The organism is Idiomarina abyssalis (assembly GCF_900116625.1).
Lineage (GTDB): Bacteria > Pseudomonadota > Gammaproteobacteria > Enterobacterales > Alteromonadaceae > Idiomarina > Idiomarina abyssalis.
This window is the reverse complement of sequence record NZ_FPBE01000009.1, coordinates 1-12,647: the sequence shown is the minus strand read 5'-3', so window position 1 is coordinate 12,647 and position 12,647 is coordinate 1. Positions and strand designations below refer to the sequence as shown.

Sequence of the window (12,647 nt, the reverse complement as noted above, 5' to 3'; positions counted from 1 at the left end):
AACGGCTGAATGGCAGAAATCTTTAGCGGATTTTGCCTTTACTATCGTAGGTGAGGCTGTCTTTTCGTGCAGACTGCAAAATGGTTTGCTTCAACTGGTCGATGCTATTCAATGTTGACTGCACCACTTGCTCGTTGACCTGGCTTTGGTGCTGAACGTTACTCAGGGTGCTTTTTATTGCAGCAACGGCTTGGGCTAAATCGGGATCATCTTTGAGCTGTTCTTTATCGGGGTGTTCGGCAAGCTGTTGGTCGAGTTGATTAACTCTGGCCAGGGCTTTTTCTTTTGCTTCTGTAATGGCATTTACATCAGCGTGTTGGCGGTCAACTATGGCGTTTAGCTCACGTTGCTGTAACAACGCAAGGGTATCTAGCGAGTCCGCCATTTCCTGAAGGAGCTCATTGACAGGCGCCAACACGGTCATTATTCGTTATTGCCGTTACTGAACAAGTCAGATTCAAACTGAGCCAGTTTATTTGCTAACTGCTCAACATTTATTTTGTATGAACCGCTTTCAATATCCGCTTTGATCTTGTCAACTTTGGCTTGATCAATTCCGCTGCTGTTCATGGCTTTTTCTTGTAAGCCACCCAGTTGCTGCGCTTCACTTGTTAGAGAAACGGCGTCTCCGCCTTTTTGCGAAACCGATGTAGGCTTACCCGGAGCATCGTTCTGCACTTGGCGATTACTGGATTTGCTGTCAATGTTGGCATTTTTCAGCCCGGCATTGTTAATATTAATTGGCATTGTGTTTAGCCTCGCTAGATAAAGTCTCTCGGTTACTTATCGACCGTACTCAAAAAAACTTAAGTAAATATTTTAACAATTTTATAAATTGACGGTCACTTCATTTAATCCTGTGACAACAGCCTGTACCGATTTGTTCGACCGTGCGTTTTCAACAACCACAGATTCACCTTTAAGGCCATCAGCCAACGCCCTTCCGGCAGCAGTAATTCGCAATGTTTTATCCTGAGCTACTATTGTAACGCTTTGGCCCTCACATACAAGACAGGTGTCGCTGGCGCTTATGGCTTGCCCTGCGCTAATGCGTTTTTTAATGCGAGCGCCCACTAAAGCAGTCATGTCGGTGAATACATTGGAGCGCACACGATTAAGGTCAACTTCAGAATAAACTAAGTCACTCTCGCTTATCATTTGCCCCGGCGACATTGGCGAAGCAGCCGTAACAACATTTTTATAGTGATATATACGGACAGGTACGTAAGTTCGCCAGTGCGCCGATGCAGGGCACTCAATTTCAATCGTAGTGTAACTGTCTAAAGTCGCGTTATTGGCTAAATCAACTTTAGGTTGTTGTGGACAGACTTTTGGCGTCATGCGAGGGTCAAGATTATTAGCAACAACTTCCACGCGTCCGTTATCAGGTGCTGATACTCTTTGCTCTACGTAATTGTGAGCCAACTCCTGTAGAGCTTTATAATCAAAGCGTAGGTTCTGCTTTTTACTGGTTTCATCCGCGTTAGCCGAGTCTATACCGGTAAACACTGCAGCGAAAATAAAAAGCGAACTGATCAGTAGCGATTTACGTACTATCATAAAAATTCCTGATGTTATTCGTTAAGGTTCTCTGGTCGAGTGCCGAAAAAAACGGTATAACGTCAAAAGTTCGGCAGTTCGATGGTTTCAGTATGGTTGTTGTTGATGTAAGCAAGTACCGTGCCGAAGTATAGGTTCCCTGCCATATAACAGGAGTGAATAATGGCCAGTATTCTTGATTCAGTGAATCAGCGCACACAAATGGTCGGACAAAACCGGCTGGAACTTTTAATGTTTAACCTTAATGGCAGGCAGCGGTTTGGCATTAACGTATTTAAAGTGCGCGAAGTTCTGCCTTGCCCAAAACTGACCGCTATGCCTCGGCGAAATCCTCTCATTCGTGGTGTTGCGCACATTCGCGGACAGGCTATTTCCATTATTGACTTAAGTATGGCGACTGGTGGACCTGAGTTAACCGGTATTGAAAATCGCTTTGTAATTATTGCGGAGTACAACCGAACCATTCAGGGCTTCCTGGTCGGTGGGGTTGACCGCATTATTAATATTAACTGGGAAGATGTCATGCCACCGCCGAAAGGCACAGGCAGGGGCGCTTACTTAACAGCCGTTACTCAAATTGAGGATGAGCTGGTTGAGATTATCGATGTTGAGCGAATCCTCGCTGACATTATGCCAACCAATATGGACGTCAGCGACGATGTTGCCAATGCGCCAATCAACGTGGCTAAAGAAGATTTAACCATTTTAATTACTGATGACTCATCAGTTGCCCGTAATCAAATTAAACGAGCGCTGCAGTCTTTGGGTATTTCGTTAGAGATTAAAAAGAACGGTAAAGAAGCTTTAGATTATTTAAAAGAGAAGTCCAAAGAGGTTGGGGGGCTGGTGCATCCTCATGTTCCGGTATTAGTTTCTGACGTTGAGATGCCTGTAATGGATGGGTATACCTTAACCGCAGAAATTAAGGCGGATCCAAATTTGCGTGATGTTCACGTTATTTTGCATACATCATTGAGTGGCGTCTTTAATCAGGCTATGGTGAAGAAAGTTGGAGCCGATGATTTTATTGCAAAATTTCATCCGGATGAACTAGCGACAGCTGTTCAAAAATGGCTTAATACGGTTGTAGCCTGATGAGATGGTCCCCTCCCTCTTACGGCATCGCAATGTGCCAATATAGAGGTTCAAGCTTCTATAGGAACAGAGTGGAGAGGACCAATGGCTATTGTAAACAGAATTGCCCTGGATTTGGCAAAGGATTTTATTCAGGTTTTGGCGCTGGATGAAAATGAGCAGGAAGTGTTTAATAAAAAGCTGCGCAGCAACAAGGTGTTAGCGAAGCTGGCGACGCTGAGCCGTACGGATGACTGTGAAGTAGCGGTTGAGTCCTGCGGCATGAGTCATTACTGGCGCCGCGAATGTGAAAAACTGGGTTATAAAACGGTGGCTCTGCCACCACGCTTCGTCAAAGCGTATTTGCAGGGTGAGAAGAACGATGCAAATGACGCCCGGGCGATAGCCGAGGCAGCATCACGGCCTAACCGTCAGACGGTAAGGCTGAAAAGCATTGAGCAGCAGGATTTAGCGCTGATGGTCAACCAGCGAGAAGGCTTCGTGCAGACGAGAACGCAGTTCTCGAACCGACTAAGAGGTCAGTTGGCTGAGTACGGCATTATTTTACCCAAGCGGGTGAGTACCATACTGCAGAGAGTGCCGGAGATACTGGAAGACGACAGCAATGCGCTGACGCTTCAGTCCCGGGACTTAATAAACCGCCTGTATCAAATGCTTCGCACGGTGGACGAAGAGGTTAAAGCACTGGATAAGCGCTTAGCGGCACAGGCTGATAACAACGAAGACAGCCGCAGGCTGATGACGATACCGGGCATCGGACCGATAACAGCGACTTCGTTGCTGGCACTGATAGGCGATGTCAGCGAATTTAAACGCGGCCGCAATCTGTCGGAATATCTGGGGCTGGTGCCACGGCAAAACAGCAGTGGCGGTAAAGACCGCTTAGGCGGTATTACCAAAAAAGGCAATACCAAGCTGAGGACACTGCTGGTGCACGGCGCGCGCTCAGCACTGCGGGTGGCGCAGAAACGCCATGACAGGCTGAGCCTCTGGGCACAGGATGTCGCTAAACGCCGGGGCAACAACGTTGCGGCGGTGGCACTGGCCAACAAGCATGCCCGGATAATCTGGGCGATGTTAAAGAATCAAGAAGATTACCGAATGGCCGCTGCTTAACAGCAACAGCCTTCAGTAAAGAGCAGAGCGAAGGTTCAAGCCTTCCGGGAGTTGCAAACGTCAACAGGATGGTAAAGTAGGGTAAACCGACGACAACTGAGACTGGTGAATGTCCGTACATCAAGTACGTTAGCCTGATAAGCCAGTTGTCGTGCGGAGTTCATCCAGGCCAGGTGCGCACAAAGCGCGCACCATAAACAGGCCGTATATATGCGAGCGCCCCGATATTTACCACGAGTTGCCGTTGCAAAACGGGAGGGGACCATATATGATGTTCACATCAGGTGAGATCTGGACCTGACGTAAACGTCAGGCTACACGCCCAGCTACCCGAGGTGCTTACGGGCGTTGCGGAACATGCGCATCCACGGGCTGTCTTCGCCCCATTCATCCGGGTGCCAGCTGTTGGCTACGGTGCGGAAAACACGCTCAGGGTGTGGCATCATTGCGGTCACACGACCATCGTCACTGGTTACCGCAGTAATACCTTTCGGTGAACCATTCGGGTTAGCCGGATACTGCTTAGCCACTTCACCCCAGTTATCAATGTAACGCAGTGCAACCTGACCACTTTGCTCTAACTGCGACTGTTGCTGAGGGTTAGCAAATTCAGCACGGCCTTCACCATGAGACACCGCAATTGGCATACGCGATCCCGCCATGTCACCTAAGAAAATTGACTGAGACTCCTGCACTTCCACCAGGCTAAAGCGCGCTTCAAAACGCTCGCTGCGGTTCGTCACAAAACGAGGCCAGTGCTCGGTTCCCGGAATGAGCTGCTTCAGCGTGGATAGCATCTGACAGCCGTTACACACACCCAGCGCCAGCGTATCGTTACGCTTAAAGAAAGTTTCAAACTGCTCGCGTGCACGGTCGTTAAATAAAATAGACTTAGCCCAGCCCTCACCGGCGCCTAATACGTCACCGTATGAGAAGCCGCCGCAAGCAGCCAGTGCCTGCATGTCTTCTAACGAAACACGACCCGCTAAAATGTCGCTCATGTGAACATCAACCGCTTCAAAACCAGCACGGTCAAAGGCAGCTGCCATTTCGTAATGCGAGTTTACGCCCTGTTCACGCAGAATCGCGACTTTAGGCGCCACACCTTTGGCAATATAAGGTGCCGCGATGTCTTCAGACGGGTCAAAAGTTAAGTCAGCCTGTAAACCCGGGTTGTCGGCACGTTGTTTCAGACGAAACTCTTCATCAGCACACACCGGGTTGTCGCGTAAACGCTGCATATGATGCGTGGTTTCGGCCCACACCGTACGCCAGTGTGTACGGCTCTGCCCCAGAACATCATTCCCATTACGGGTAAAGACAATGAAGTCTTCATGTGTTGGCTCACCAATGCGTTTAACACAGTCGCCCAAACCAGCGGTTTTATAGGCGTCCATGACTTTTTGGTACTGCTCGTCACTAACCTGAATAACAGCACCCAGCTCCTCATTAAACAGAGCCGCTAAATTGTCTTCGCCTAATTCATCCAATGCCACTTTCGCACCGCAGTTTCCGGCAAACGCCATTTCCGCTACGGTGGTGAACAGTCCGCCGTCAGAACGGTCATGGTAAGCCAGTAAACGCCCTTCGGTTACCAACTGCTGTGTGGTGTTAAAGAAGGCTTTAAAGGCTTCGGTATCGTCTAAGTCTGGCGTGTGTTGCCCCAACTGCTGGTATACCTGCGCCAGCGCTGAACCGCCTAAGCGGTTCTGGCCTTTACCTAAGTCAATTAGTACCAGATGCGACTGGCCTTTGTCGGTGCGCAATTGCGGCGTTAAGGTCGCACGAATGTCATTCACCCGACCAAACGCGGTAATCACCAGACTCATTGGCGCAGTCACGGCTTTGTCTTCGCCGTCTTCCTGCCACTGAGTCTTCATCGACATGGAATCTTTACCCACCGGAATGGTAATACCCAGTTCCGGACACAGCTCTTCACCGACAGCTTTAACAGCCTCGTACAAACCGGCATCTTCACCCGGGTGACCGGCTGCACACATCCAGTTAGCCGATAATTTAATGCGTTTTAAATCACCAATGTCCGCAGCGGCAATGTTGGTCAGAGATTCTGCCACCGCCATACGGGCCGAAGCGCCAAAGTTCAGTAATGCCAACGGTGTGCGCTCGCCCATGGCCATAGCTTCACCGTGGTAGCTATCATAACTGGACGCGGTTACCGCAACGTCCGCCACCGGTATCTGCCACGGACCCACCATCTGGTCACGGGCAACCAAGCCGGTAACACTGCGGTCACCAATGGTAATTAAGAAGGTTTTCTCAGCAATTGCCGGTAAGCGCAGTAAGCGATCAGCCGCGTCGTTCAAATCAGCGGCTTCCAAATGCAATGGCGTACCTTCGGCCTGCAAGCGGGCCACGTCGCGGTGCATCTTCGGCGGTTTGCCTAACAATACGTCCAGCGACAAATCAATCGGCTGATTCGAGAACTTGGCGTCGTTCAGTAAAATAGTGAGCTCTTCAGTCGCTTCACCAATAACCGCGTACTCTGCACGCTCGCGCTCACACAATGCCTCAAAACGCGCCATGTTCTCCGGTGCAATCGCAATAACGTAACGTTCCTGCGACTCATTGCACCAAATTTCCAGCGGTGTCATGCCCGGTTCATCGTTTGGTATCTCGCGCAGTTCAAAGCGACCACCACGACCACCATCACTGACCAGTTCCGGCATGGCATTTGACAAACCACCAGCGCCTACGTCATGAATAAAGGCAATGGGGTTATCCGCACCTAACTGCCAGCAACGGTCAATGACCTCCTGACAGCGACGTTCCATTTCCGGGTTTTCACGCTGAACTGAGGCAAAATCTAAATCTTCTGTCGACTCACCCGACGCCATAGACGATGCCGCGCCGCCACCTAAACCAATGTTCATTGCCGGGCCACCTAGTACAACCAGCTTAGCGCCAACCGGAATATCACCTTTTTGTACATGAGCTTCACGAATATTACCCAAACCACCGGCAATCATAATTGGCTTATGGTAACCGCGGGTCTCGCGTCCATTGTGGCTATCGACCGTTTGTTCGTAGGTACGGAAATAACCGGTCAGCGCCGGACGACCAAATTCATTATTAAAAGCTGCGCCACCTAATGGGCCTTCCAGCATAATATCCAGCGCCGAAACAATACGCGCAGGTTTTCCGTAGTTTTCTTCCCACGGCTGCTTAAAGCCGGGAATGTTCAGGTTAGAAACGCTGAAACCCACCAGGCCAGCTTTAGGTTTAGAACCAACACCGGTAGCGCCTTCATCGCGAATTTCACCGCCGGAGCCGGTTGCGGCACCCGGGTAAGGAGAAATCGCGGTTGGGTGGTTATGCGTTTCCACCTTCATCAAAATATGCACCGGTTCGTGGCTGTAGCCATAGCTCATACTGTCCGGCTGCGGGTAGAAACGCCCGGCTTCATGGCCTTCCATAACGGCGGCGTTGTCTTTGTAGGCCGACAACACGTAGTCCGGTGTGATTTCAAAGGTGTTTTTAATCATTTTGAACAGCGACTTGGGCTGTTCCGCGCCGTCTATGGTCCAGTCGGCGTTAAAAATCTTGTGGCGGCAGTGCTCAGAGTTTGCCTGGGCAAACATATAAAGCTCAATGTCGTTAGGGTTGCGATCCAGTTTGCGGAAATTCTCTACCAGATAATCAATTTCGTCGTCGGCCAGTGCCAGGCCTAAGCTGATATTTGCCTGTGCCAGTGCTTCACGGCCGCCAGCCAGAATGTCTACCGATGACAGTGGCTGCGGTTCCTGCGAGCGGAATAGCTGCTGCGCGTCATTCATGTCGTACAAAACACTTTCAGTCATACGATCATGCAACAGTAACGCCGCTTGCTTCAGTTCTTCTGCCGACAAGTCACCCTGCAGGTAGAAAGCCACGCCACGCTCAACACGATGAATACTTTTCAAGCCACAGTTGTGGGCAATGTCAGTGGCCTTTGAAGCCCAGGGGGAAATAGTACCAATGCGGGGAGTAACCAATACCAGAGCACCTTGAGGCTCGTGTGCCGGCATTTCGGGGCCGTACTTCAGTAACTGAACCAATACGGAACGGTGTTCGTCGCTCAGTTCATTGTGCAAATCAACAAAGTGCTGATACTCGGCATAAAGCTCTTTGACAGGAATCCCTGCCTGTTTCAGTTGTTCAAGTTGCTTCGTTGTTTTGAAGGCTGATAAGGCAGGTGCACCGCGGTAGATTTCCACAAGCAAGGTCTCCAAAGCTGGGCGATTTTTGCTGGCAGATTATACAGTAGCCTGACATTTATGTCAGGTGGAATATCGAACCCGACGTGAACATCAGGCTACTCGACTTTGGCTGTACCTTCGCGGTTCACTATGCGAAACCACTTTTCGCGTCTATCGATGATACGTTGTCTGCGCTTACGGATAACAGCGCGGCGGCGGGAATTATTCTCACGTCTGAGGCGGTTGGCTCGCATAGACTTTGGCCTTTATTGCGTTGAAAGACCTGTTCAGCTTACCTTGCCGCCTCAGTTTTATGCAATGATTTTATGCAGGCTTATCTTTAATGACTAAGGTTTTAGCAAAAATATCGTGCAAGCCCTGTTTCTTCTCGGTAAAGGCAATCATGATAAAACCAATTAACAGAATCAGCGCAGAAATAATCTTAGACCAGTAACGAATGTTTGCCTGACCAAAACCAATTTGCTGACCTTCCATATTCGTTACTTTCAGACCCAGCACTTTTTTACCCGGCGTTGCCTGCCAGCCTGAAATTTCAAAAATGGTAAAGTACAACCACTGCCCGATAAGGCCAACCGCATAACCCACACCGCCGGCAACCATTTCAATACTCTGCATTGAGGAGCCGCCTGCGCTCATAAAAATACCAATAAAAATCCCTAGAATGGCACCAATAAGCATCAACCCAACCTGGGTAATAATCGCATCTATAATTGCGGCAACAAAGCGCAACCAAAAACCACCGTGACGAAATTCCATTTGTTTCTCCATGTTGTTATTTTTACGTTAAAATGCCTGATAAGACTGGCGCTGTCAATTGGCTTATCGGCTTAATTTGCGTAACTCAACTGAATGTGGAAAGATCAGCCGCCTATCAGCAAAAGGACCTGTTATGAATGAACTCCAATCCGACGTTTGGTACATAGTAAGAACCAAGCCAAAGCAGGAAGAACGCGCCATTTTAAACTTAGAGAACCAGGGGTTTGAGGTGTTTGCGCCGGAGTTAACGGTGAAGAAAGTGCGCAGAGGTGTGCGTACATCGGTGGTTGAGCGTATGTTTCCGGGCTATGTCTTTGTGAAACCCGATGACATTATCGAGCAATTTTACAAACTTCGCAGTACCTATGGTGTCGCCGGAGTATTACGTTTTGGCGATAACATTCCAAAAGTCCCTCAAAGCTGGATAGACCAAATGCGGGGCGTGGATCAACTAACCGACGAGCAAGCCCCCCAAGTGGGCGACACCGTCGAAATTCAGCAAGGCCCCTTCCGTGGGTTCCTTGCCAAAATTGTCAAACTGGATGGTGAATCACGCTGCTTTGTTATGCTGGAATGGATGCAAAAAGAAGTTAAAGCTAACTTCAGTTACAAAGAGCTGCAATTCCAGTAGCATCAGGCTACGCGCTTGCGTAGCCCCAGAGCGATAAGCCCTAATAAAACCAACCAGCCGGCGTGTCCGCCGCTACTGCTTTCTGACGGTGCTGCACTTACCGTGAAGTTAACGCTGTCACTCTCGCTGTTACCTTCAGTATCGCTTGCACTCAGTCGATACTGGTACTGACCGGCAGACAAGCTTCCAACAGAAGCAGTAACCGTATCGCCAGTTGTGCTGACATTAGAAACTTCGGTTTCGCTGCCATCACTATTTACCCGGACAATCTCAATGCTGGATGCGTCCAGGTTCTGGTCCTCGTCAGTTACAGTAGCGGTTAACGTCACTGTCTGACCCTCTACAGTATTGCTGGCCCGGAAACCGCTAATGCCTGGCGCTATTGCTCTTGGCTCAACAGTTAGTGATACCGTTACACTTTCGCTGCCGTCACTAAAGTCAACACGCAGTGGTACAGATAACGCTTCATCTACCATCGGTGTATCGCCCGACAGTTGAATTCGACGCTCACCTTCAACTTCCGGGTCAACTTCCGTAGCGCTAAAGTTTGAAATGAAGCCTTCCGGTTCTTCCACGCTGATAACAACGTCGTTAGGGACATTATAAACACTCACCGCAGAGTTCACGGCTAACAGTTCGCCAATGCTTTCTCCCTGACTCACAAATACCTGTGCAGCACCACCAGTCATATTCGATGGATCCACCCAAAGGCCGCTTGAAACAGAAAAGTCCGGCTCGTCGGTATTCACCACTTTCAACGGCAAATGGTAAGGATTATGCACATTGTCTTTGTCTAATCCTGCGCTAATGTCAGCAAGCGACTGTTTTAAAGTTATTGTCATAGTTCGGGTATTGCCAGATCCCGTCACTTCCCAGTTAAACCACTCAGCCGCATTGTCGATACCAACTTGCTGACTTACATCGGTGCCGCTGGCTGTAACCGGCAATGCCAGTTGAATAGAAGCGTTGGCAGTGGTCTCATCAGATAAATCAATAGAGACGGCAGCCTGGTCTCCTGCTTCAACCAAACTGACAACATTACTGTTTAGCAATAAATAGTTTGCTGCTGCGTCGGTATAGTCACCCAGGAAGCTAGCGTTACTGACAAAGCGCCAGCGAGCAGCGGTGGAGTTGACTTCTTCTATGGCAATAATACAAATATTGTCATAGCCTCCATTCGCCTGGCTTGTCGCCCCGTTAGTATTAATTGCCTGACTATCCGCAGTGTCTAAAAGCTGCTGTTGGCTTATTGAGCTAAGTTCTTCGCACGCATTTGCATAAATGGCGTAATTGTCTGCTCCTTCAACTTTGGGCCACGTGAGAGTAACTTCATCATTCGCCGAGCGAGTGACCTGCATACTAGCAACATTCATCCGTGAACTGTTGTTGGCCCAAATAATACTGCTGCGCTGAGCCGCCAGGCTAGCATCGGCTGCATCAATTTCAGAAGCCGCTTTACCCAGTGGCACACCATAGTTTCCATCAACTAAGTCCGGACTTGAGTATGCAGCTTCACTGACACACTCACCTTCACTGAATTCGCTACGACACACAGAACCATAAGACATGGTCGTATAAAAACGTCCCTGCTCATCGATGAAGCCGTAAGGAATATGAAAGTCTTCCTGGTCACCTTCTCCACCACTGGCGTTATCAGCTAATGTGTAACGATCGTGACGCAGGCCAAAGTTATGACCCACTTCGTGCGCAACCGTCCCTGTTCCCATACAACTTAATGCCGTGTAGCCTGCATTGGCACCGCCACCAACAAAACTCACCTGGTTATTTTCGGTACTAAAGTCCGAAGCTCTAAACGCAATGCCACATACATCGGGATTGTCAGCTCCAATGAAATGAACCAAATCGGCTTTATAGCGGTCAATTAAACGAACCATTCTCTGGTCGTCGATAAGCTCATCCAATAAGGGATCCGGGTTTTCATTGGGGAAATCAGTAGTGCTGTCCGGACGAAAAGGCTCTAGTCCGGCAATCGTCATTGTTACCGGGACACCAGAACGTTGAAATATACTATTACTGGTATCTACTGCCCCTTGAATAGCCAGTTCCAAATCGTAATCGTTCTCTTCGGCGTAGCTGACTAAACGGTCGTCATACACGAACAACACATCAAGTGAGTCATCAAATGACTGTACACTATCTGCCGGGGCAGAAGATGTGTTCACAGAATACGACTTTTGAGGTAAAGCTCTGGCATCAAGACTTAATGCCTTTTGAGGCTCCGTGAACCGGCGCTTAGGCTCAGCCGGCGGCAGGTTCGTGTTTTCTGTAACGGTTTTACCATCCACTCGGCGAATACTGACAGAGCCAAGTTGCGGATGAGTAATTGAGATAAGCTGATTGTCACCACGTTGATGCAAAAAGCCTAAATGCTGAGTGTCACCCGATGCGTTCTCAAAGGTCAGCCGGTAACTATTAGCGGACGACAAACGCTCGGCAAGCGTCGCTTCTATAATCTGGTTCTCTACAGACAGTTCAATACTGTCACCCAAACTTTGAGCTGCGGTAAACATCGGCGAGAGTGCCACTACTGCCGCAGCTATTGTCTTCTTGTTCATCTATTTTCGTTCCTATACGTTTACTGCTTTCCTGACGTGAGGATCTCACCTGACATGAATGTCATATATGGTCCCCTCCCGTTTTGCAACGGCAACTCGTGGTAAATATCGGGGCGCTCGCATATATACGGCCTGTTTATGGTGCGCGCTTTGTGCGCACCTGGCCTGGATGAACTCCGCACGACAACTGGCTTATCAGGCTAACGTACTTGATGTACGGACATTCACCAGTCTCAGTTGTCGTCGGTTTACCCTACTTTACCATCCTGTTGACGTTTGCAACTCCCGGAAGGCTTGAACCTTCGCTCTGCTCTTTACTGAAGGCTGTTGCTGTTAAGCAGCGGCCATTCGGTAATCTTCTTGATTCTTTAACATCGCCCAGATTATCCGGGCATGCTTGTTGGCCAGTGCCACCGCCGCAACGTTGTTGCCCCGGCGTTTAGCGACATCCTGTGCCCAGAGGCTCAGCCTGTCATGGCGTTTCTGCGCCACCCGCAGTGCTGAGCGCGCGCCGTGCACCAGCAGTGTCCTCAGCTTGGTATTGCCTTTTTTGGTAATACCGCCTAAGCGGTCTTTACCGCCACTGCTGTTTTGCCGTGGCACCAGCCCCAGATATTCCGACAGATTGCGGCCGCGTTTAAATTCGCTGACATCGCCTATCAGTGCCAGCAACGAAGTCGCTGTTATCGGTCCGAT

Annotated in this window: 11 protein-coding genes; 3 read left to right on the top strand and 8 right to left on the bottom strand. The window is 49.5% G+C overall.

Features of this window, described 5'->3' with window-relative positions:
• Nucleotides 1-22 precede the first annotated feature (22 nt).
• The 3 genes from flgN to flgA all read right to left on the bottom strand — a co-directional run bounded on the left by flgN (nt 23) and on the right by flgA (nt 1,560).
• Nucleotides 23-424 carry a flagellar export chaperone FlgN gene (gene flgN, locus BM359_RS12620; RefSeq protein WP_054491212.1) on the bottom strand — a complete coding sequence of 134 codons (402 nt, stop codon included), beginning with the start codon at nt 422-424 and terminating at the stop codon, nt 23-25.
• Nucleotides 424-747 carry a flagellar biosynthesis anti-sigma factor FlgM gene (gene flgM / locus BM359_RS12615; protein ID WP_054491213.1) on the bottom strand — a complete coding sequence of 108 codons (324 nt, stop codon included), beginning with the start codon at nt 745-747 and terminating at the stop codon, nt 424-426. The genes flgN and flgM overlap by 1 nt, the downstream gene beginning before the upstream one ends.
• 81 nt (nt 748-828) lie before the next feature.
• Nucleotides 829-1,560: a flagellar basal body P-ring formation chaperone FlgA gene (flgA, locus tag BM359_RS12610; RefSeq protein ID WP_054491214.1), complete on the bottom strand. Its 732-nt coding sequence runs from the start codon at nt 1,558-1,560 to the stop codon at nt 829-831.
• Nucleotides 1,561-1,722: 162 nt separating this feature from the next.
• On the opposite strand from flgA, the gene BM359_RS12605 reads away from it, so the two are divergent.
• Nucleotides 1,723-2,655, top strand: a complete 933-nt coding sequence (locus tag BM359_RS12605; protein WP_054491215.1) for a chemotaxis protein CheV — start codon at nt 1,723-1,725, stop codon at nt 2,653-2,655.
• 84 nt (nt 2,656-2,739) lie between these two features.
• Nucleotides 2,740-3,771, top strand: coding sequence for an IS110 family RNA-guided transposase (locus BM359_RS12600; RefSeq protein WP_074930890.1), 1,032 nt, complete (start codon nt 2,740-2,742; stop codon nt 3,769-3,771).
• Between the two features lie 326 nt (nt 3,772-4,097).
• Here BM359_RS12600 and purL read toward each other — a convergent pair whose 3' ends face one another.
• From purL to BM359_RS12590, 3 genes are all read right to left on the bottom strand, one after another.
• Nucleotides 4,098-7,985, bottom strand: coding sequence for a phosphoribosylformylglycinamidine synthase (purL, locus tag BM359_RS12595; protein WP_054491342.1), 3,888 nt, complete (start codon nt 7,983-7,985; stop codon nt 4,098-4,100).
• A gap of 98 nt (nt 7,986-8,083) precedes the next feature.
• Nucleotides 8,084-8,221, bottom strand: a complete 138-nt coding sequence (locus BM359_RS13075; RefSeq protein ID WP_155826283.1) for a hypothetical protein — start codon at nt 8,219-8,221, stop codon at nt 8,084-8,086.
• 70 nt (nt 8,222-8,291) lie between these two features.
• Nucleotides 8,292-8,744 (bottom strand): RDD family protein, encoded by a 453-nt coding sequence (locus tag BM359_RS12590; RefSeq protein WP_054491341.1) that lies wholly within the window; start codon nt 8,742-8,744, stop codon nt 8,292-8,294.
• A 133-nt stretch (nt 8,745-8,877) separates the two neighbouring features.
• Between BM359_RS12590 and rfaH the strand changes: the two genes are divergently transcribed.
• Complete coding sequence (gene rfaH, locus BM359_RS12585; protein WP_054491340.1) at nt 8,878-9,375, top strand: transcription/translation regulatory transformer protein RfaH; 498 nt, start codon at nt 8,878-8,880, stop codon at nt 9,373-9,375.
• A gap of 2 nt (nt 9,376-9,377) precedes the next feature.
• Here the strand turns inward: rfaH and BM359_RS12580 are convergent, their stop codons facing one another.
• Together BM359_RS12580 and BM359_RS12575 are read right to left on the bottom strand one after the other, a co-directional pair.
• Nucleotides 9,378-11,951: a zinc-dependent metalloprotease family protein gene (locus tag BM359_RS12580; protein ID WP_054491339.1), complete on the bottom strand. Its 2,574-nt coding sequence runs from the start codon at nt 11,949-11,951 to the stop codon at nt 9,378-9,380.
• 333 nt (nt 11,952-12,284) lie between these two features.
• A partial coding sequence (locus tag BM359_RS12575; RefSeq protein ID WP_143441149.1) for a transposase occupies nt 12,285-12,647 on the bottom strand: 363 nt, incomplete at its 5' end.